Source organism: Actinoplanes derwentensis, assembly GCF_900104725.1.
Lineage (GTDB): Bacteria > Actinomycetota > Actinomycetes > Mycobacteriales > Micromonosporaceae > Actinoplanes > Actinoplanes derwentensis.
The window spans coordinates 2638112-2658209 of sequence record NZ_LT629758.1 but is presented as its reverse complement, the minus strand read 5'-3'; the positions used below and the strand labels follow the sequence as shown (position 1 = coordinate 2658209).

At 69.8% G+C, this 20098-nt stretch carries 17 protein-coding genes; 14 read left to right on the top strand and 3 right to left on the bottom strand.

Annotated elements, in window-relative coordinates; translation table 11 throughout:
* Positions 1 to 66 precede the first annotated feature (66 nt).
* The 5 genes from BLU81_RS12215 to BLU81_RS51505 all read left to right on the top strand — a co-directional run bounded on the left by BLU81_RS12215 (position 67) and on the right by BLU81_RS51505 (position 6458).
* On the top strand, positions 67 to 1011 hold the full coding sequence (locus tag BLU81_RS12215; protein WP_307833818.1) for a PDR/VanB family oxidoreductase: 945 nt from the start codon (positions 67 to 69) through the stop codon (positions 1009 to 1011).
* The gene (locus tag BLU81_RS12210; protein ID WP_092544395.1) at positions 1008 to 2195 is read left to right on the top strand and encodes a cytochrome P450; all 1188 of its coding nucleotides are present in this window, start codon (positions 1008 to 1010) and stop codon (positions 2193 to 2195) included. The genes BLU81_RS12215 and BLU81_RS12210 overlap by 4 nt, the downstream gene beginning before the upstream one ends.
* Before the next feature lie 5 nt (positions 2196 to 2200).
* The gene (locus BLU81_RS12205) at positions 2201 to 3310 is read left to right on the top strand and encodes an S-(hydroxymethyl)mycothiol dehydrogenase (protein ID WP_092544393.1); all 1110 of its coding nucleotides are present in this window, start codon (positions 2201 to 2203) and stop codon (positions 3308 to 3310) included.
* A 182-nt stretch (positions 3311 to 3492) separates the two neighbouring features.
* Positions 3493 to 4392 (top strand): LysR family transcriptional regulator, encoded by a 900-nt coding sequence (locus BLU81_RS12200; RefSeq protein ID WP_092544391.1) that lies wholly within the window; start codon positions 3493 to 3495, stop codon positions 4390 to 4392.
* A 155-nt stretch (positions 4393 to 4547) separates the two neighbouring features.
* Positions 4548 to 6458, top strand: coding sequence for an adenylyl cyclase (locus BLU81_RS51505; protein WP_197686205.1), 1911 nt, complete (start codon positions 4548 to 4550; stop codon positions 6456 to 6458).
* On the opposite strand, the gene BLU81_RS12190 is transcribed toward BLU81_RS51505, so the two are convergent.
* The gene (locus tag BLU81_RS12190) at positions 6459 to 7463 is read right to left on the bottom strand and encodes a LacI family DNA-binding transcriptional regulator (protein ID WP_092544389.1); all 1005 of its coding nucleotides are present in this window, start codon (positions 7461 to 7463) and stop codon (positions 6459 to 6461) included.
* Positions 7464 to 7706: 243 nt separating this feature from the next.
* Here BLU81_RS12190 and BLU81_RS12185 point away from each other — a divergent pair, with 243 nt between their 5' ends.
* The 5 genes from BLU81_RS12185 to BLU81_RS12165 all read left to right on the top strand — a co-directional run bounded on the left by BLU81_RS12185 (position 7707) and on the right by BLU81_RS12165 (position 14541).
* Positions 7707 to 9005 carry an ABC transporter substrate-binding protein gene (locus BLU81_RS12185; RefSeq protein ID WP_172890534.1) on the top strand — a complete coding sequence of 433 codons (1299 nt, stop codon included), beginning with the start codon at positions 7707 to 7709 and terminating at the stop codon, positions 9003 to 9005.
* A gap of 60 nt (positions 9006 to 9065) precedes the next feature.
* Positions 9066 to 9950, top strand: coding sequence for a carbohydrate ABC transporter permease (locus BLU81_RS12180; RefSeq protein WP_092544387.1), 885 nt, complete (start codon positions 9066 to 9068; stop codon positions 9948 to 9950).
* 2 nt (positions 9951 to 9952) lie between these two features.
* On the top strand, positions 9953 to 10855 hold the full coding sequence (locus tag BLU81_RS12175; RefSeq protein ID WP_092544385.1) for a carbohydrate ABC transporter permease: 903 nt from the start codon (positions 9953 to 9955) through the stop codon (positions 10853 to 10855).
* Between the two features lie 34 nt (positions 10856 to 10889).
* On the top strand, positions 10890 to 13448 hold the full coding sequence (locus tag BLU81_RS12170; protein ID WP_231954448.1) for a glycoside hydrolase family 78 protein: 2559 nt from the start codon (positions 10890 to 10892) through the stop codon (positions 13446 to 13448).
* Between the two features lie 76 nt (positions 13449 to 13524).
* The gene (locus BLU81_RS12165; protein WP_092544381.1) at positions 13525 to 14541 is read left to right on the top strand and encodes a LacI family DNA-binding transcriptional regulator; all 1017 of its coding nucleotides are present in this window, start codon (positions 13525 to 13527) and stop codon (positions 14539 to 14541) included.
* Positions 14542 to 14567: 26 nt separating this feature from the next.
* On the opposite strand, the gene BLU81_RS12160 is transcribed toward BLU81_RS12165, so the two are convergent.
* Positions 14568 to 15338 carry an IclR family transcriptional regulator gene (locus BLU81_RS12160; protein ID WP_092544379.1) on the bottom strand — a complete coding sequence of 257 codons (771 nt, stop codon included), beginning with the start codon at positions 15336 to 15338 and terminating at the stop codon, positions 14568 to 14570.
* 89 nt (positions 15339 to 15427) lie between these two features.
* Between BLU81_RS12160 and BLU81_RS12155 the strand changes: the two genes are divergently transcribed.
* Genes BLU81_RS12155 through BLU81_RS12145 form a run of 3 tightly spaced genes read left to right on the top strand, consistent with a single transcriptional unit; the run spans position 15428 to position 17908 of the window.
* Positions 15428 to 16132 carry a CoA transferase subunit A gene (locus BLU81_RS12155; protein WP_092544377.1) on the top strand — a complete coding sequence of 235 codons (705 nt, stop codon included), beginning with the start codon at positions 15428 to 15430 and terminating at the stop codon, positions 16130 to 16132.
* Entirely contained in the window at positions 16119 to 16754 is a 636-nt protein-coding gene (locus BLU81_RS12150) for a 3-oxoacid CoA-transferase subunit B (RefSeq protein WP_231954446.1), read from the top strand. Before BLU81_RS12155 ends, BLU81_RS12150 begins: the two co-directional genes overlap by 14 nt.
* The gene (locus BLU81_RS12145; protein ID WP_092544375.1) at positions 16751 to 17908 is read left to right on the top strand and encodes an acetyl-CoA C-acyltransferase; all 1158 of its coding nucleotides are present in this window, start codon (positions 16751 to 16753) and stop codon (positions 17906 to 17908) included. Before BLU81_RS12150 ends, BLU81_RS12145 begins: the two co-directional genes overlap by 4 nt.
* A 3-nt stretch (positions 17909 to 17911) precedes the next feature.
* On the opposite strand, the gene BLU81_RS12140 is transcribed toward BLU81_RS12145, so the two are convergent.
* The gene (locus tag BLU81_RS12140) at positions 17912 to 18844 is read right to left on the bottom strand and encodes a LysR family transcriptional regulator (protein ID WP_092544373.1); all 933 of its coding nucleotides are present in this window, start codon (positions 18842 to 18844) and stop codon (positions 17912 to 17914) included.
* Between the two features lie 112 nt (positions 18845 to 18956).
* Here BLU81_RS12140 and BLU81_RS12135 point away from each other — a divergent pair, with 112 nt between their 5' ends.
* Positions 18957 to 20087 (top strand): FAD-dependent monooxygenase, encoded by a 1131-nt coding sequence (locus BLU81_RS12135; RefSeq protein ID WP_092544371.1) that lies wholly within the window; start codon positions 18957 to 18959, stop codon positions 20085 to 20087.
* Positions 20088 to 20098 lie beyond the last annotated feature (11 nt).

Below are 20098 nucleotides of genomic sequence, written 5' to 3'. Positions count from 1 at the left end.
AGAAGGACACTGGTACCGATGTGACCGGCGTCGCATTCTGGCGGCCTGATGTCACAGGAGGTTCACGTGGCGGAAACACGAAGCCTGCGCGTGGTCGGCAAGGAACCGGTCGCCGACGGTGTGGTCGCGCTGACCCTGGCCGACCCGGACAAGGCCCGGCTGCCGGACTGGACGCCCGGCGCTCATATCGACCTGATCCTGCCCGACGGATCGGTGCGTCAGTACTCGCTGTGCGGCGACCGCTGGGACGCCTGCTCATACCGGATCGCGGTATTGCGCGAACCGAACGGGCGCGGCGGTTCCGCGTACATCCACGACGCTCTTGATCTTGGCGATGCCGTCGGCCTCGGCGGCCCGCGCAACAACTTCCCGCTGGTGCCCGCGCAGCGATACCTGTTCATCGCCGGGGGCATCGGCATCACCCCGTTGCTGCCGATGATCGCGCAGGCTGACCTGCTCGGCGCGGACTGGCGGTTGCTCTACGGCGGCAGGCGCGAGGCGAGCCTCGCTTTCGGCCACGACCTTGCGGGGTACGGCGACCGCGTCCACCTGCGGCCTGAGGACCGGTACGGGCTGCTCGACCTGCCCGGTTTCCTCTCCGGCTGGCAACCCGGCACCCGCGTCTACTGCTGCGGTCCGGCCCCGCTGCTGGCCGCCGTCGAACGGGCCGGCGCCGGACTGCCGCCGCATTCGTTGCGCACCGAGCGGTTCGCTGCCTGCACCCCGACCGGCCCCGCGCGCAGCACACCGTTCGAGATCGAGCTGGCCCGGTCGAAGACCGTGCTGACCGTCCCCGCCGACTCGTCGGTTCTCGACGTGCTCACCAAGGCTGGCGCTGACGTCCTGTCCTCATGTCGTCAGGGTGTCTGCGGTACCTGTGAGGTCACCGTCCTGTCGGGGGAGCCGGACCACCGCGACAGCGTCCTGAACGACACCGAGCGCGCTGCCGGCACCTGCATGTTCGCCTGCGTCTCCCGCTCCCGCTCCGACCGACTGGTGGTCGACCTGTGAAACCGCCCGCGTCCCACGCCGACCCGTTCGACCATCACCATCTCGAAGATCCCGGACCACTGCACTCGGCTCTGCGTGAGGCCGGTCCGGTCGTGCACCTGAGCCGCTACGACACCTATGCGCTGGCCCGTTACGAGCAGGTGCATGCGGCGCTCACCGACTGGCAGCGGTTCCCATCGGCCGCCGGGGTCGGCCTGAGCAACTTCCGGTACGAGAAGCCGTGGCGCCCGCCGAGCCTGCTGCTGGAAGCCGATCCGCCGCAGCACGACGCCCCGCGCCGCGTCCTGTCCACGATCATCGGCCCACGGGCCCTGCACCGGCTCCGGGACAGGTGGGCCGCAGACGCCGCCGACCTGGTCGACCGCGTCCTGAGCACGGGCGACGTCGTCGACGCGGTGCCGGCGCTGGCCGAGGCGTTCCCGCTGCGGGTCTTCCCGGACGCCGTCGGTATCCCCGACGCCGGGCGGGAGAACCTGCTGCCCTACGGCGACCATCTGTTCAACGCGTTCGGCCCGCCCAACGATCTGGTCGTTGCCGGCACTGGCCGGATCGCCGGTCTATCGGCCTGGGTGAACGCGCAGTGCGCCCGCGACGTGCTCGCCCCGGACACCTTCGGCGCCGCCATCTGGGCTGCCGCCGACCGCGGCGACCTCACCTACGAGCAGGCGCCACTGGTGGTCCGGTCGCTGCTGTCGGCCGGTGTCGACACCACCGTGCACGGGCTGTCGGCCGTGCTCTACGCCTTCGCCACCAACCCGGATCAGTGGGAGCGGATGTGCGCCCAGCCGTCGCTGGCTCGCGTCGCGTTCGACGAGGCGGTGCGCTGGGAGTCGCCGGTGCAGACCTTCTTCCGCACCGCCGCCACCGACGTCGCCGTCGGGGACGCCGTCATCCCGGACGGCGCGAAGATTCTGATGTTCCTCGGCGCCGCGAACCGCGACCCCCGCCGCTGGCAGGACCCCGACACCTTCGACCTCGGCCGTGACCCGTCCGGGCACGTCGGCTTCGGCATGGGTATCCACCAGTGCATCGGCCAGCACATCGCCCGCCTGGAAGCCGAGTCCCTGCTCACCGCACTGGCCCGCCGGGTTTCCCGGATCGAGCTCGCCGGTCCGGTGGCCCGCCACCACAACAACACGCTGCGCGCCTGGCACAGCATCCCCGTCCGCCTGCACCGGAAGTGAGAACCATGCAACAGGTCAAGGCCGTCATCGCCCGTGCCAAGGGCGCCCCGGTCGAACTTGTCACGATCAACGTGCCCGATCCCGGGCCGGGTGAGGCGGTGGTGCGGATCCAGGCGTGCGGGGTCTGCCACACCGACCTGCATTACCGCGACGGCGGTATCAACGACGAATTCCCGTTCCTGCTCGGTCACGAGGCGTCCGGCATCGTCGAAGCCGTGGGCGACGGCGTCACCGACGTGGTACCCGGCGACTTCGTCGTGCTGAACTGGCGGGCCGTGTGCGGCCAGTGCCGGGCCTGCAGACGCGGCGACCCGCACTACTGCTTCAACACCCACAATGCGAAGCAGAAGATGACACTCGAGGACGGTACGGAGTTGTCTCCGGCCCTGGGGATCGGCGCGTTCGCCGAGAAGACCCTGGTCGCGGCCGGGCAGTGCACGAAGGTCGACCCGTCGGCCCGTCCGGCGGCGGTCGGGCTGCTCGGCTGCGGGGTGATGGCGGGCATCGGCGCCGCCATCAACACCGGCGCCGTGACCCCGGGAAAGTCGGTCGCGGTCATCGGCTGCGGGGGAGTGGGTGTCGCGGCCGTCGCCGGGTCGGCCCTGGCCGGCGCCAGCCCGATCATCGCCGTCGACATCGACCCGGCGAAACTCGAAGCGGCTCGTAGGCTCGGCGCTACCCACCTGGTCGACTCCTCCCGGACCGACCCGATCACCGAGATCAAGAGAATCACGGCCGAGACGTACGAGGGCGCGGACGGCGCCGACGTGGTCATCGAGGCCGTCGGCCGTCCGGAGACGTGGAAACAGGCGTTCTACGGCCGTGACCTGGCCGGTGTCCTCGTGCTGGTCGGGGTGCCGACACCGGAGATGACGCTGCCGGACCTGCCGCTGATCGACGTGTTCGGCCGCGGCGGGGCGCTGAAGTCCAGCTGGTACGGCGACTGCCTGCCCAGCCGCGACTTCCCGATGCTGGTTGATCTCTACCAGCAGGGCCGTCTCGACCTGGACGCGTTCGTCACCGAGGAAATCGGTATAGCAGACGTGGAAGAGACGTTCACCAAGATGCATGGTCCCGGCGCTCAGCCGGTGCTGCGCTCGGTGGTGGTGCTGTGACCGGCGTCCGCATCGATCACCGCGTGATGGCCGGCGCGATCCTGGCCGCCGACACCGGTCACAGCGGCGACACCACGATCCAAGCCGAGCGCGCCCGCCTCGAAGAAATCTAGGCCGGCCAGGCGGGCGTCGGTGATACGGCGCTCGCCCGGCCGGCTGTCCCGGAACGGAGTTGTCTGGCGATGGCCCGCCATGCCGATCTCAACATGTTGACCGCGCTGGACGCGTTGCTCACCGAATGCAGCGTCACCCGGGCCGCCGAGCGGCTGCAGATCAGCCAGCCCGCGATGAGTTCGGCGCTGGCCCGGCTCCGCCGGCACTTCGGCGACGACCTGCTCATCCGGGCCGGGCAGAGCTACCAGCTCACCCCGCTCGCGGCCAGGCTCGCCGCCGCGGCCGCCGACGTGGTCGCGGCCGCCGATCAGGTTCTCAGCGCCCAACCCGACTTCGATCCCGTGCAGTCGCGGCGCACGTTCACCGTGATCATGTCCGACTACGCCGTGACCGTCCTCGGCGCCGCGGTGGCCGCGTTGATCGACCAGCGGGCGCCACACGTGCGCCTGCATGTCCAGCCGACCACCCGGCAGAACGTCGATCAGGCCGCCGACGAACTGCGTGAGGTCGACCTGCTGGTGCTGCCGCACGGCATCGTCACCGGCCTGCCGCACCACAACCTGTATCAGGACGAGTGGGCCTGTCTGGTCGACGCCGCCGCGGACGCCGAGCTGACCGTCGAGGACCTGGCCGTTCGGTCCTGGGTGCTGACCTACCATGACGGCACGGCGATCACCACCGGCGCCCGGGAGTTGCGTACCCACGGCATCGACCTCGACGCCCGGTTGGTAGTCGAGAGTTACACGGTGCTGCCCGCTCTGATCGCCGGCACCGACCGGGTCGCTCTGATCCAACGGCAGCTCGGCGCGGCGATGGCCGAGAGCGGCCGGGTCCGGATGGTGGAGTGCCCGTTCCCGACGGCGCCGGTCGTCGAGGCGATGTGGTGGCATCCGGGACATGAGAACGATCCCGCCCATCGATGGCTGCGCCGGTGTTTCGCGGACGCGGCCATCGAGGTCCAGCAGTGAACGCTGTGACCACGGTCTATTAACATGCCGGATACATTGCATAAACAACTTCGTCTTCTCCGGCACTCCTTCGGTCAGGCACCGTGACGGAACCCGCGCGCCGTCCCCACCCGCAGTCCCCATGCGGGTACGACGCGGGAACAGAGGAGACACCCATGCGAAAACGCAGCCGACAGCACGTGGCCTTCCCGGTCGGCACCGCCCTCGCTGTCCTGGCCGCCGCCGGTGCTTTCGCGGTCGCCGGCCCCGCCCTGTCGGGATGGGCCGCGACGGCCCCCGACTTCGGCCCGAACGTCAGGATCTTCGACCCGGCCACACCGGCCGCTCAGATCAACGCCTACCTGCAGAGCATCTCGGCGGAGCCCGAGTTCAGCACCAGCCGGCACGCGGTGTACTTCAAGCCGGGTGTCTACGGCAGCGCGGCCGGCCAGAACGACCCGGCGACCGCCACCGACATCGTCAACAGCGAGGTCGGCTATTACACCGCGATCGCCGGACTCGGTTCCTCGCCCACCAGTGTCAAGATCAACGGTGCGCTGCACTCCGAACCGCGTCAGAACGCCGACGGCTCCTCCGACGGCCTGACCAACTTCTACCGGTCGCTGGCCAACCTCTCCATCAACCCCGTCCAGCGGCCGGTGGGCGCCGACGCCGCTCGGGCCAAGCCGGAAGGCGTCGCCCCGGCACACACCATGCGCTGGGCGACCTCCCAGGCGTCCTCGCTGCGCCGGGTCGACATCCAGGGCAACCTCGATCTCAACGGTGCTTACGGCGCCACGCTCTTCGGCACCACGATGGCCGACAGCCGTATCAGTGGCACCGTCAACAGCGGCGGTGACGCCGGACCGGGCCAGGCGCAGTACTACGTACGCGACAGTCAGATCGGCGCCTGGAGCGGCGGTTCCGCCAACCTGGTCTTCTCCGGCGTCAAGGGAGCACCGGCCACCGACTTCACCGGTCGCGGCATCACCACCCTCGCCACCACCCCGACCTCCCGGCCAGCACCCTTCCTGACCGTGAACGGGGACGCCTACGCGGTCTTCGTGCCGAAGGCGCGCACCAACACCTCCGGCGCCAACTGGGCGACCGACAGCACCGCCGGTACCAGCATCGCGATCTCCCGCTTCCACATCGCCAAGCCGGGCACCGACACCGCCGCGACGATCAACACGGCCCTGGCCTCGGGCAAGAACCTCATCCTGACCCCCGGTGTCTACCGTCTCGACGGCCCGATCAAGGTGGCCCGGGCCGACACGGTGATCATGGGCATGGGCTACGCGACCCTGGCTCCCACCGGTGGCCGGGCCGCGATCGAGGTCGGCGACGTCAAGGGCGTGGTCGTCTCCAGCCTCCTGGTCGACGCCGGCCCCGGCACCGACGTCCTGGTCAAGGTCGGCACCGGCAACGCCGTCAACATCGGCGACGACACCAACCCGACCACGCTCAGCGACCTGTTCATCCGGATCGGCGGCGCCCAGGCCGGCTCCACCAAGACCGCCCTGCAGGTAAACCAGAGCAAGGTCATCCTCGACGACAACTGGCTCTGGCGCGCCGACCACGGCACCGGTGTGGGCTGGAGCAGCAACACCAGCGACACCGGCCTCGTTGTCAACGGCACCGATGTGACAGCCCTCGGCCTGTTCGTCGAGCACCACCAGAAGAACCAGGTCGTCTGGAACGGCGAACGCGGCCGGACCATCTTCTACCAGAGCGAGTTCCCGTACGACCCGCCGAACCAGGCCGCCTGGATGGACGGCGCCAAGGAGGGGTACGCCTCATACCGGGTAGCACCCGGCGTGACTACCCACACGGCCACCGGCACGGCCGTCTACACGCTGTTTATCGACTCCACCTCCGCCGGCGCGCCGGCGCACGCCTGGACCTCCATCGAGGCGCCCCCACTCGCCAGCGTCCGGTTCACGTCGCTGACGACCGCCGTCATCGCGTTCGGCGGCGGCATCCGGCACATCGTCGGCGACAGCGGCGCCGCCGTCGAATCGACCCAGCCCAACCAGGTCGTCCCCGGCTTCACCGCCTCCGCCCGGCTGGCGTCCTACCCCCACTGATCATCGGCTGACCCCGCAGGACTGTCGGACCACCAGTTCCGGTTGGAACACCACCTGTCGATGCCGATGCTGTTCCGGAGAGTCGATCTCCTCGAACAGCAGACCGGCGGCGACCCGGCCCAGCTCGGCGCGCGGCTGCCGTACCGACGTAAGCGGTACGGCAGCCGCGGCTGCGTAGTCGATGTCGTCGTAGCCGACGATCGCCAGATCGTCGGGAACCCGTAGACCCTGCCGGGTGACCGCCTGCAGCACGCCGAGAGCGAGCAGGTCATTGGCGCAGAACACAGCCTCCGGCCGCTGCCCGGCACGGCGGACGCCGATCGCCGTGCCCGCCGCCCGGCCCTCCGCGACGGTGACGGCCCTGGTCTCGATGACCTCGAGAGTCGCCCCCGCGCCCTGAGTGACCTCGCGGGCACCGGCGAGCCGGGCGGCCGTCTGCGGAACCGACAACGGGCCGCCCACGTATGCCAGGCTGCGATAGCCGCAGCCGATGAGGTGACGGGCGGCGAGATCGCCTCCGGTGTGGTCGTCGACGGATACGCAGCACAAGCCGTGCTTACCGGAGCCGCGGTCCAGCAGCACCACCGGCGTGCCGCGCCGTACCAGGTCATCGACCGCGGTACCCACCTCGTGGACCGGGCTGACCAGGACACCCTGCACACGCTGGGTTTCGAGCCGGCCGAAGTAGCGTTGTTCCCGCTCGGTGGATTCACCGCTGTTGTACAGCATCACCACGACGTCGCGCTGATCGGCGATCTGCTCGGCGCCGCGGGCCAGGTCGGCGAAGAACGGGTTGGTGACGTCCGGGACGATCAGGCCGAGGGTGCGGCTGCGCCCGGCGGCCAGCGACCGGGCCGCCTCGTTGGGCCGGTAGTCGAGTGCGGTGATGGCGGCGAGGACCCGATCGCGGGTCGTGGCCGCGACGGCCCCCGGCCGGTTGAGCACATTGCTCACGGTCCCCACCGATACCCCTGCATGGGTGGCGACGTCCTCGATTCTCGCCATCGGCCGAGGGTATGTCAGACGCTTCAATCTCCGGCAGGCCGGGGTGGTCCAGAAAGCCGATAGCGGTCACGGGCCTGTGGCCCCGGTGTTGAATCGTTCCAGATTCTAATGCCGCACGTGAACGGCGTGTATCCAACCGGTCAATGGCGAGTATCAGGATGACGATGTTGACGGTCCAGGATCCCCATCTGAAGCTTTAGACGCTTCAAAGCGAAGGCATCCCGCGGTCGTCTAGGAGGACCTGTGGCACTCATAAACCGACGGACCCAAGTTGCGGCGGCGCTCAGCGCGCTCGCCCTCGTCTTCTCCACCTCAGCCTGTGGCGGCAGCGACGACGACGGCTCCGGCAGTACCTCGGCGAAGAACTTCACCTTCCTCGCCATCAACGAGAACACCACGGTGCCGACCACACTGACCACGCTCAGCCAGAAGGAATGTGCCGCCCAGAACACGGCACAGCCGCTGGAGATCAAGAAGCAGGCCCAGGCTAGCCTCGACCAGCAACTCCAGCTCCTCGCCGGCCAGGGCGCACTGCCGCAGACCTTCATCGCCGCGAACGCACCGTCGCTGACCAAGCAGCTCGCCGGCAGTGGCTCGGTTCTCGACACCGCCGCGGCAGCGCCCGGCGTGCTGCCGGCCGCGTCGTCGACCATCAAGTCGCTCTACGACGGCCAGCAGCTCGTCCTGCCGACCGAGCTCAACATCGAGGGCATCTGGTACAACAAGAAGCTGCTCGCCGACAACGGCATCACCACCCCGCCCGCTACCTGGGAAGACCTGGTCGCGGCGTTCGCGAGGCTGCAGGGCGCGGGCGTCCAGCCGATCTCGCAGGCCGGCAAGGGCGGCGACGGGTGGGGTGTCACCCGCTGGGTCGGCAACTACATCCTGCGTCAGCAGGGCCCGGACGCACTGAAGAAGGTCGCCGACGGATCGGCGAAGCTCACCGACCCGCAGTACGTCGCGGCCGCCGACGCGATCGCCGCGCTCGGCAAGGCCGGCTACTTCGGCAAGTCGCCCACCTCGATCGACTACGCGACCGCGTTGAACACCTTCCTCACCGGCAAGGCCGCCTTCATCTACATGGGCTCCTGGGCGCTGTCCGACTTCAACGACGAGGCCAAGAACAAAGTCGGCGCCGACAACATCGGCTTCCTCAAGTTCCCGACCGTCGCCGGTGGCGCCGGCACGGCCGACCAGATGCCCGCCAACGTCGGCACCGCCGTCGCAGTGTCCAAGAAGGCCTACGAGAGCGACCCGAACACCCAGGCATGGGTCAAGTGCATCGTCGAGAACTACGGCACCGTCGCGCTGCGCGACTCCAACCAGATCACCGGCTTCGCCACCGACGGCAGCGTTCAGGTGCCCGCACTGACCAAGCAGATCCAGGACGAGATCAGCAAGGTGCAGACCAGCGTGCTCTGGTTCGAGGGCCAATTCTCCGCCAAGGCCACCACAGTCAGCCAGGCCAACGGCGGCCTGCTCGCCGCCGGCCAGCTGACCGGCGAGAAGTTCATGCAGACCGTCAGCAGCAACCTGAGCTGATCACCCTCTCGCGGCGGCCCCGGCCACGGTCGGGGTCGCCGCGGCACGAAAGGCGAGCTGATGCACAGCGTCCTGGGTGACCGGCGATCGGTCGCCATCCTTCTCGGACCGGCCCTGCTGGTCTACTCCCTGATCATGCTGGTGCCGATGCTGTGGTCGCTCGGCTACACCTTCTTCACCGGCAGCGTCATCACCGGCTTCACCTTCACCGGCTTCGACAACTTCGGCAAGCTCGTCGACGACCCGGCCCTGCCCGAGGCCCTCTGGTTCACCGTCAAGTACGCCGTGGTCATCACCGTTGGGCAGGTGCTCGTCGGCTATGCCCTCGCCCTGCTCTACGTGTTCTTCCTGCGCCGCGCCGGTTCGCTCGTACGGACCCTGGTGTTCTTCCCGGTCATCCTGCCGACCGTCGCCGTCGCCCTGCTGTTCCAGAAGTTCTTCGAGTACGCCCCGCAGACCGGCCCCGTCAACGCACTCATCGAGGCGTTCGGCGGCACCGGCGTCGACTGGTTCAGCAGCCCCGGCAACGCGTTCTTCGTCGTCGCGCTGATGGACATCTGGCGGTCCATGGGCTTCTACGCGGTCTTGCTCTACGCCGGCCTGCTCGACATCCCGGACGAGATCATGGAGGCCGCCTCGATCGACGGCGCGTCCACCCGGCGGCTGATCCGCAGCATCATCGTGCCGCTGTCACTGCCGGTGCTCGTCTCCTCCCTGGTGTTCAGCATCAACGGCACCCTGAAGGCGTTCGACTCGATCTACGCCCTCACCGGCGGGGGACCGGGCAGCGCCACCACCCCGCTGACGCTGTACATGTATCAGACCTCGTTCGCCTACGGCGACTACGGATACGGCTCGACGATCGCGCTCACGCTGACCGTGCTGTGCCTACTGGTCACCGTCTTCATCTTCCGCGGCACACGCCGCGACACCGGGCTGGGGTGACCATGGCACTGACTACCGACCGACCGATCACCACGGCGGGGCTTGCCGCCCAACGGCAGCCCGAACGCAACCGCAACGTGGGCCGTACGCTGCGGCGGCTACCCGGCTACGCCGCCGTGGCCCTGCTGCTCGTCGTCGTGACGTACCCACTGATCTGGCTGTTCCTCGGGTCCTTCAAGACGCAGGACGAGTTCCTCAACAATCCGACCACCTCGCTGCCGGACAGCTTCACCAACTTCGCCAACTACAGCCAGGCCTGGTCGTCGGTGGCGACCTACCTGCAGAACTCGCTGCTCACCGTGCTGCCCTCACTCGCGCTGATCATCGCGTTCGGCACCGCCGCCGGATTCGCCCTCGAAGTGCTCGTCTGGAAGGGCCGGCAGACCACACTCATGCTGTTCCTGGCCGGCATCATGATCCCCGGCCAGATGATCCTGCTGCCGCTTTTCACTGTCTACTTCCAGCTGCATCTGACCGGCACCCTGTGGCCGCTGATCATCACCTACACCGCGACCGGCCTGCCGCTGACCGTGTTCATGATGGCCACTTACTTTCGGGCCATCCCCAAGTCGGTGTTCGAAGCCGCGACCATGGACGGCGCGAGCATCATTCGCTCGTTCATCTCCATCGGATTCCCGATGATGCGCAACTCGGTGCTCACCATCGCGCTGGTGCAGTTCTTCTTCCTCTGGAACGACCTGCTCATCGCGCTGACCTTCACCACCGACGACGCCCAGCGCACCGTCCAGGTCGGGCTGCTCAACTTCACCGGCCAGTTCGGTGTCGTCGAGTACGGCCCCACCTTCGCGGCCATCTGTATCAACGTGCTGCTGATCCTGGCCATCTACATCTTCCTCAACCAGCGAGTCATGCGCGGCCTGGCGGCCGGCGCGGTGAAGGGCTGATCCGTTGTCTGTACCGCATGGAGCGGGTACGCGTGTGCGTGCGCCCCGCATCGAACACCACGACCACCCGCTGGGCGTCGGCGAACGTGCCCCACGCCTGTCCTGGCAGGTGGAGACCGTCCGGACCGGCTGGCGGCAGCAGGCCTACGAGATCCAGATCAACGGGCAGAGCAGCGGGCGGACCGACTCTGCCGACAGCGTCCTGGTCCCGTGGCCCGGCCCCGCGCTGATATCCCGCGACCAGGCCACGGTTCGGGTACGGGTCTGGGCCGACGGCGATGCGGAACCCTCCGCGTGGAGTGAGGCCACCACGGTCGAAGCCGGTCTGCTGGAGCATGACGATTGGACGGCCGTGTTCGTCGGCTCCGCCGACAGCAGCGACGGTGACCGGCGGCCGGTCCTGCTGCAGCGAGAATTCACGGTGCGGCCCGGACTGCTCGAAGCCCGGGTGTACGCGACCGCGTGCGGCGTCTACGAACTGCGGCTCAACACTTCCCGGGTCGGCGAGGACGTGCTCGCGCCCGGCTGGACCAGCTACCACCACCGGTTGCCCTATCAGACCTACGACGTCACCGGCCTGCTGTCCACCGGCGCCAACACGATCTCCGGCTGGCTCGCCGACGGCTGGTGGCGGGGCGAATACGGCTGGAACCGGGTCGGCGAACGCTACGGCGCCGACACCGCGCTGTTGGCCCAGCTCGAACTGCGTTACCGCGACGGCAGCATCGAGCGGGTGGTCACCGACGGCACCTGGAACTGGGCGTACGGGCCGATCCAGCGCTCCAGCATCTACGACGGCGAACACCACGACGCCCGGATCGAACCGGCCGGCTGGAGTCCCGTACAGGTGAGGAAACCGACGGTCGGTGAGCTGACCGCACCCACCGGCCCGCCGGTCCGCCGCAACCAGACGCTGCCGCCGGCCGATGTCACCCGGCTCGACGACGGCACCCATCTGCTCGACTTCGGGCAGAACCTGGCCGGACGGCTGCGGATCACGGTCAGCGGCCCGGCCGGCACCGAGATCAATATCCGGCACGCCGAAGTGCTGGAACACGGCCGCCTGTGCACCCGGCCGATCCGCACCGCCGTCGCCCACGACGTCTACGTGCTGGCCGGCACCGGCCCGGAGACGTGGGAGCCGAGGTTCACCTATCACGGCTTCCGGTACGCCGAGATCACCGGCTGGCCCGGCGACCTCGACCCGGCCGACGTCGTCGCGGTCGTCTGCCACGACGACATGCCCGAGGCCGGCACGTTCTCCTGCTCCGACCCGCTGATCGAGCGGCTGCACGAGAACGTGCGGTGGAGCATGCGTGGCAACTTCGTCTCCGTGCCCACCGACTGCCCGCAACGCGACGAGCGTCTCGGCTGGACCGGTGACCTGCAGGTCTTCGCCCCCACCGCCGCGTTCCTCTACGACGCGACCGGCAGCATCTCCGACTGGCTCACCGACGTCGTGTCCGAGACGGGCGCCGACGGGCTCGTCCCGCTGTACGTGCCGCACATCGAGACCGACTTCACGCAGTTCCACTGCGCGGTCTGGGGCGACGTCACCACCGTGGTCCCATTGGTCCTGTTCGACCGGGCGGGCGACCCGGGACCGGTGCTGCGCGGCTACGACACCGCTCGCGCCTGGGTCGAGGGCTGCCGCCGCCTCCTCAACGAACATCACGTCATAGCCGGGGGACTGCAGCTAGGGGACTGGCTCGACCCGGCCGCCCCGCCGGACCGCCCACAGCAGGCGCTCACCGACCCGTACCTGGTCGCCACCGCCTACCTTGCCCGTTCCGCGCGTCTGCTGGCCCGGCAGGCGCGGCTGATCGGCAAGGCCGACGACGCCGCCGAGTACGACCTTCTCGCCGACCGGGTCACCGCCGGATTCCGCCGTGAGTTCGTCACCCCCACCGGCCGGTGCGTGTCCGACACCCAGACCGCGCATGCCCTCGCGCTCTGCTTCGACCTGCTCGACGGCGATGAACAGCGCGAACACGCCGGCCGTCGGCTGGCCACTCTGGTCCGCGACGGCGAGTTCCGGATCGGCACCGGTTTCGCCGGCACTCCGCTGATCCTGGACGCCCTCACCATCACCGGCCATCTCGAGGAGGCCTACCGGCTGCTGCTGGAGAAGGGCTGCCCGTCCTGGCTGTACCCGGTCACCATGGGTGCCACCACGATCTGGGAACGCTGGGACTCCATGTTGCCCGACGGGTCGATCAACTCCGGCAACATGACCTCGTTCAACCACTACGCGCTCGGCGCGGTGGCCGACTGGCTGCACCGTACCGTCGCCGGCCTGGCGCCGGCGGCACCCGGCTATCGGACCCTGCGCGTGCGCCCGCTGCCCGGCGGAGGTCTGACCTGGGCCGAGGCGCGGCATCTCACCCCTTACGGAGCCGCCTCGGTCCGGTGGCGACGCGAGGACGCCACCTTGCACGTCGAGGTCAGCGTGCCACCGGGCTGCGATGCCGTGATCGAACTACCCGGGCAGGAGCCGATCACCGCCGGCAGCGGCGCGCACACCCTCACCTGCGCCTACCGGGCGGCAGCCGACGATCCCATCGCCCCGCTTCCGGCACGCCGGTACTTCTGAACCGGCCGGCGGCTCCCGTAGGCTCAGGCCGGGAGCCGCCTCCGGCAGCGGCCGGGCTCACGGCAGACAAGTGGGGATGACGGTGGGGCGCGCAACGATCCGGGATGTCGCCCGTGTCGCCGGAGTCTCCGACGGGACGGTCAGCAACACCCTCAACCGTCCGCACCTGGTCAACCCGGAGACCCGTGACCGGGTCCGGCAGGCGATGGCGACGGTCGGGTATGTGCCGAACGCGGCCGCTCGTGCCCTGCGCGTCGGCCGGACCCGCACCATCGGCCTGGTCGTGCTGGATTTCGGCAACCCGTTCTTCGCCGAGGTCGCCGCCGGTGCGGAACAGGCGGCTGTGGAAGCCGGCGCAGATATCGCCCTGTTCCAGACCGGTCTCGGTGAGCGCACCCGCGAGGAGCGGCTGCTGCACCGCCTCGCCGAACGCCACCTCGACGGTCTGATCATCACTCCGAACAACGTGGAAGACCCCCTGCTGGTGGCCATCGAGCAGCGGGGCACACCCGTGGTCGTACTCGCCCGGGAGGTGCCCGGCCGTCGTCGCAGCGCCGTGCGCTGCGACGACGTTCTCGGTGGTGTCCTGGCCGCCCGTCACCTGCTCGACCACGGTCACCGGCGGCTCGCCTTCGCCGGGTGGCGTCACGACGAGCGCTACCAGGGGGCGGCTCGAGCCGCGGCCGAAGCGGGCGCGGTTCTCACCTGGATCGGCACCGGTGGCGCCGGCCTGGCCGACGGACTGACGGCCGGTGCCCACCTGGCCGGCCTCGATCATGCTCAGCGCCCGACCGCGGTCTTCTGCGCCAACGATCTCATCGCGGCCGGTGTCGTTCAGGTCGCCACCCGGATCGGGTGGCGTATTCCGGACGACCTCGCCGTCGTCGGGTTCGACGACACCGATCTGGCCAGCGCGGCCAGCGCCGTCGAACTGACAAGTGTGGGCCAGCCCGCGGCCGCGATGGGCGCTGCCGCCGTCCGGCTGATCGCCGACCGGATGAACCGGTCCGTGCACTCGGTCGAGGACATCGTGTTCGAACCCCAGCTGGTGATCCGCGAGTCCACGGCCACCACGCGGAGCCTCATCAGGTGACCAGGACATCGGCACTCGTGGCGGGGCTATCCGCCGCGGCGGGCGATCCGCTGCGTCAGAGCGTGCGCGGCTTCCAGCAGTAGTGCGCCGAGCTGGGCCGTGCGGTCGCCGTTGAAGCGGGATTCCACCCCGGTCAGGCTCAGCGCCCACGCGGGGGAGCCGGTGCGGTCGAACACGACCGCGCCGACGCCCCAGCTGCCGGGGACGACGAGACCGGGGTTCACCGAGAAGCCGCGGCGCCGGGTGGCGGTGACCCGCCGCGAGAGCGGGGCCGCGCCGTGTTGCTCGCCGTAGACTGCGGCGAGTTCACCGGCCCGTGAGCGGACGTAGGCCGCGGCGTCGGGCAGCGGCAGATAAGCGAGGATCGCCAGCCCCGCCGACGCGACCCCGAGCGGTAGCCGGATGCCCTCGTGCAGCACGTGCGACCGCAGCGGGAAGCTGCCCTCCTCACTGGCCAGGCACACCGTCTCGTCGCCGCGGCGTGCCGAGAAGTAGGCGCTCTCCCCGGTCTTGACCGCCAGCGACCGCAGGATGTCGCGGGCCGTCGACGTGACGTCGTAGCGTTCGGCCGCGACCGACCCGAGCAGGAACAGCTCCGGGCCGAGATGCCAGCGGCCCCTGCGGGCGTCACGGTCGACGAACCCCTCCTCGGCGAGCGCCGCGAGCACCCGCTGGGCGGTCGACCGGGGCAGACCGGTCGCCGTGGCAACCTCCGCAGTGGTGACACCGTCGGCTGCGCCGGACCCGACCCGGCGCAGTACCGCGGCTACCCGGCTGACCAACTGCGTCCCCTGCATGCTCACATTATGAGCATCGCGTGCCCAGAACAGTCACGCAGTGATCAGCCCGGGAACTTGCGCCACCGGCATGTCTACCGTGCCGCGCCATGAGCAAACTCGTCGACAGCGCGGCGAAAGCCGTCGCGGCCGTCGCCCGGGACGGCATGACCGTGGCCGTCGGAGGCTTCGGCCTCTCCGGCATCCCCACCTCGTTGATCACCGCCTTGCGCGACACCGGCGTCAAGGACCTCACCATCGTCAGCAACAACATGGGAGTCGACGGCAAAGGCCTCGGCCTGCTGCTGGAGAACCGCCAGGTCGCCAAGGTCCTGGCCTCCTACGTCGGCGAGAACAAACTGTTCGCCAAGCAGTACCTCGACGGTGAACTCGACGTCGAATTCGTGCCCCAGGGCACCCTTGCCGAACGCCTGCACGCCGGTGGCGCCGGCATCCCCGCCTTCTACACCCGCACCGGCGCCGGCACCCCGGTCGGTGACGGAAAACCCGAAAGAGACTTCGACGGCGTTCGTACGATCCTCGAACACGGCATCGTCGCGGACCTGGCCCTCGTGCGCGCCCACCGCGCCGACCTCGAAGGCAACTTGCGGTACCGGCTCACCGCCCGCAACTTCAACCCCCTGGTGGCGACCGCTGGGCGGATCACCATCGCCGAGGCCACCGTCGTCGAGGCGGGCTTCCTCGACCCTGACGACGTACACACCCCCGGTATCTACGTCAATCACCTGGTCCGCAGCGAGATCCAGGACAAGGACATCGAGCAGAGGACGGTGCGGCCCCGTGTGGACGCGTGACGACATGGCCGCGATCGCCGCCGCCGAACTGACCGACGGCCAGTACGTGAATCTCGGCATCGGCATCCCCACCCTGGTGGCCAACCACCTGCCGGCCGGGGTGAGGGTGACGTTGCAGAGCGAGAACGGCATCCTGGGCATGGGCCCGTTCCCGTACGACGGTGACGAGGATCCCGACCTGATCAACGCGGGCAAGCAGACCGTCACTCTGCTGCCCGGCGCGTCGGTGTTCGACTCGGCGACCTCGTTCGGCATGATCCGCGGCGGCCACGTGCAGACCGCCGTCCTAGGCGCCCTGCAGGTGGCGTCCAACGGCGACCTGGCCAACTGGACCATCCCCGGCAAGCTCGTCAAAGGCATGGGCGGCGCCATGGACCTGGTCGCCGGCACCCCACGCGTCATCGTCGTCACCGAACACGTCGCCAAGGACGGCACCCCGAAGATCGTCGACCGGTGCACCCTGCCGCTGACCGGCGCCGGCGTCGTCGACCGGATCATCTCCGACCGCGCGGTCTTCGACGTCACCGCCGACGGCCTGGTGCTGCGGCGCCTCGCCGACGGCCAGACGACCGACGGGGTGCTCGCACTGACCGGCGCCGGCTTCACGGTGGACCTCGGATGAGCGCCGTGATCGCCGGATACGCCCGGACTCCGTTCCTGCGCTACACCGGCGCGTTCGCCACCATTCCCGCTGTCGCGCTCGGCGCCCACGCGGCCCGGGCCGCACTCGCCCGCGCCGGTGTCCCGGCCGAGGCTGTGCAGCGGGTCTTCGCCGGTCACGTCCTGCAGGGGCTGGCCGGGCAGAACCCGGCCCGCCAGGCCGCCGTCGCCGCCGGGATCCCGCTCACCGCCCCGGCGACCACCGTCAACGCGGTCTGCCTGTCCGGCCTCGAAGCCGTCGTCGCGGGCGCCGACCTCATCGCAACGGGCCGTGCCGACATCGTCGTGGCGATCGGCATGGAGTCGATGTCGCTTGCCCCGCACGCCTGGCACGGCCGCACCGGAACCCGCTACGGCACCGTCGACATGCTCGACACCCTCGAACACGACGGCCTCACCGACGCCTTCGAACACCGCTCGATGGGTGCGTCCACCGAAGCCGGCAACACCGCCCTGCACCTGGACCGGCCCGTTCAGGACGCCTGGGCCGCCCGATCACACCAGCGGGCCGCGGCCTCCCGGGAGTTCCTCGCCGGCGAGATCGCGCCGTTCACTGTGGCCGACCGGATCCTCGACACGGATGACGGCGTGCGCCCCGGCAGCACAGCGGAGACGCTCGCACGACTGCGGCCGGCCTTCGCGGCCGACGGCACCATCACCGCCGGTAACTCCTCTCCGCTCACCGACGGCGCGGCCGCCGTCGTGCTGATGAGTGCGGCCGCGGCGGCGTCGCACGGCGTGACACCGCTGGCCCGGGTGCTGGCGTCGGCGATGGTCGCGGGCCCGGACGTACTGCTGCACCATCAGCCGTCCTACGCCATCAGCACCGCCCTCGGCCGGCTCGGCGCCGTACCCTCCGACCTGACCCGGATCGAGGTGAACGAGGCCTTCGCGGCCGTGGCGGTGGCCTCCACCGCTGCTCTGGGTGTCGACCCCGCCGTCGTCAACGTCCACGGCGGCGCGGTCGCCCTCGGCCACCCGATCGGCGCGTCCGGCGCCCGGATCGTGGGCACCCTGGCCCGCCAGTTGAGCGAATCGGGAACCGGGGGCCTCGGCGCGGCCGCGATCTGTGGGGGAGGCGGCCAGGGTTCCGGGGTCATTCTGAAGGCGATCTGAGCGCTACCTCCCGTCGGTGGCGAGTTCGCGGGCCGATTCGGTCATGACCGTGCGGAACCAGGAGTGTTCGGGGTCGGTGCGGTACATCGGGTTCCACCAGAACGCCTCGGCGACCGGGACGACGTCGAACGGGCATGTCAGCGTGCGGACCCCGGCGACCGGTCCGAGCAGGTCAGCGAGTCGTTGTTGCAGCAGCGCCACCCGCCGGGTGCCGGCGACCAGGAACGGCAACTGGACGAAACCGTCCACCACCACCTCGGCGTGTGGCTCGATGCCGAGCATCCGTAGTTGCCGGGCGGCCGGTGCGAACGCGGTGGGCCGGTCGAAGACGACCACCCAGGGCAGGCCGGCGAGCTGGTCCAGGCTGATCGTGTCGCCGACGTCGGGGTGGTCGGCGGCCACGACACACACCCAGCGGTCGGTGAACAGGTCCAGGTAGGGCAGGCCGGTGACGAACCCGTGCGGGACCACCAGGCCGTCGGCGGAGCGCAGTGTCTCGGCGGCGTGGTCGACCGCGTACGGCGTCGTCTGCTCCAGGCGTAAGCGCACGCCGGGCGCGAGTGTGGTGAGCCGCCGGGCCACCAGGGGAGCCAGCACGGTGGCCGCATAGTCGGAGATGACCAGGGTGAACTCGCGGTCCAGGCGGAACGGGTCGAAATCCGCCGTTGAGTCGAAGACCCGGCGGACCCCGGCCAGAGCGGGCCCGGTCAGCTCCCCGACACGGGCGGCGAGAGGCGTCAGCTCGTAGTGGTTGCCGATGCGGGTGAGCAGTGGGTCGCCGAAGTGCCGCCGCAACCGGGCCAGAGCGCCGCTGACCGCGGGCTGGCTGACACCGAGTCGTGAAGCGGTTCGGGTGACGTTGCGTTCGCGCAGCAGAGTGTCGAGCGTGACCAGCAGGTTCAGGTCGAGGTTGGCCAGTACCCGGTCAGCCGTCATCCCGACACTATAAGTCTGGCTGATGAACGGCATCACCAACTGGACCTTCCCTGATGGATGACGCTCGCGAGACAGTGACCCCAGTCACCGAAGTAACAGGAGGGAAACCGTCGTGCCGACAGTTCGTAACGTCTTGATCGTCGGTAGCGGTGCCGCCGGCGCCGCTGCGGCGATCCTGCTCGCCGAGGGCGGCGTCGCGGTCGACCTCATTGACGTCAAGCCCGACGTCGCCGCGCTCGGCTCCGGCATCACCCTGCAGGGCAACGCCCTGCGCGTGCTCCGCGATCTGGGCGTCTGGGACCAGATCAAGCCCGAGGGGTACGCCTTCGACACGCTGGGCCTGCGCGCTCCCGACCCGGCCGGCACCCTGATCGCCGAGCTCACCGACAGTCGCACCGGCGGTCCGGACCTGCCCGCGACCCTCGGCATGTACCGGCCGACTCTGGCCCGGATTCTGGTCGAACGGGCCGCCGCCGCGGGCGCGAAGGTCCGCTTCGGCACCCACGCGGTGGCCCTGGACCAGGACGGCGACACCGTGCTGGCGACGTTCGCCGACGGATCCACCGGCCGGTACGACCTGGTGATCGGCGCGGACGGGCTCCGTTCCCGGACCCGTGAGCAGATCGGCGTCGTGTGCGAGCCGCAGCCGGTCGGCATGGGCATCTGGCGAGCCTTCACGAAGCGCCCCGCCTCGGTGGAGAGGACAGACCTCTACTACGGCGGGACCGCCTACATCGCCGGGTACTGCCCGACCGGCCCGGACACGCTCTACGCATACCTGGTCGAGGACGTCCAGGACCGGTTCAGCCTGAGCCCGCAGGACGCGCTCGCGACCATGCGCGAGCTGGCCGGGGCGTACCACGGCCCGTGGGACGAGATCCGGGCGAACCTGACCGACCCGGCCCGCGTCAACTACACCGCCTTCGAGAGCCACGTCATCGACGGACCCTGGCATCGCGGCCGGGTGGTGCTGATCGGCGACGCCGCCCACAGTTGCCCGCCCACCCTGGCCCAGGGCGCCGCGCAGGCCCTGGAGGACGCTTCCGTGCTCGCTGCGCTCCTGCTGCGCGACGACACGGTCACCGACGGCCTCTGGCAGGAGTTCACCGCCCGCCGCCTGGACCGCGCCAAGGCGGTCGTCGATGCCTCTCTGCAACTGACCCGCTGGCTGCTGGACCACGAACGCGGCGACGTGCCCGGCCTGATGGCCCGCGTCGCCCACCTCGTCGAGACGCCCGCCTGATCTTCACAAGG

Excerpts from the sequence above, each read along its gene's own strand:
- BLU81_RS12205 (WP_092544393.1), top strand. The coding sequence starts at position 2,201 with ATGCAACAGGTCAAGGCCGTCATCGCCCGTGCCAAGGGCGCCCCGGTC.
- BLU81_RS12200 (WP_092544391.1), top strand. The coding sequence starts at position 3,493 with ATGGCCCGCCATGCCGATCTCAACATGTTGACCGCGCTGGACGCGTTG.
- BLU81_RS51505 (WP_197686205.1), top strand. The coding sequence starts at position 4,548 with ATGCGAAAACGCAGCCGACAGCACGTGGCCTTCCCGGTCGGCACCGCC.
- BLU81_RS12190 (WP_092544389.1), bottom strand. The coding sequence starts at position 7,463 with ATGGCGAGAATCGAGGACGTCGCCACCCATGCAGGGGTATCGGTGGGG.
- BLU81_RS12180 (WP_092544387.1), top strand. The coding sequence starts at position 9,066 with ATGCACAGCGTCCTGGGTGACCGGCGATCGGTCGCCATCCTTCTCGGA.
- BLU81_RS12175 (WP_092544385.1), top strand. The coding sequence starts at position 9,953 with ATGGCACTGACTACCGACCGACCGATCACCACGGCGGGGCTTGCCGCC.
- BLU81_RS12165 (WP_092544381.1), top strand. The coding sequence starts at position 13,525 with ATGACGGTGGGGCGCGCAACGATCCGGGATGTCGCCCGTGTCGCCGGA.
- BLU81_RS12160 (WP_092544379.1), bottom strand. The coding sequence starts at position 15,338 with ATGCAGGGGACGCAGTTGGTCAGCCGGGTAGCCGCGGTACTGCGCCGG.
- BLU81_RS12155 (WP_092544377.1), top strand. The coding sequence starts at position 15,428 with ATGAGCAAACTCGTCGACAGCGCGGCGAAAGCCGTCGCGGCCGTCGCC.
- BLU81_RS12145 (WP_092544375.1), top strand. The coding sequence starts at position 16,751 with ATGAGCGCCGTGATCGCCGGATACGCCCGGACTCCGTTCCTGCGCTAC.
- BLU81_RS12140 (WP_092544373.1), bottom strand. The coding sequence starts at position 18,844 with ATGACGGCTGACCGGGTACTGGCCAACCTCGACCTGAACCTGCTGGTC.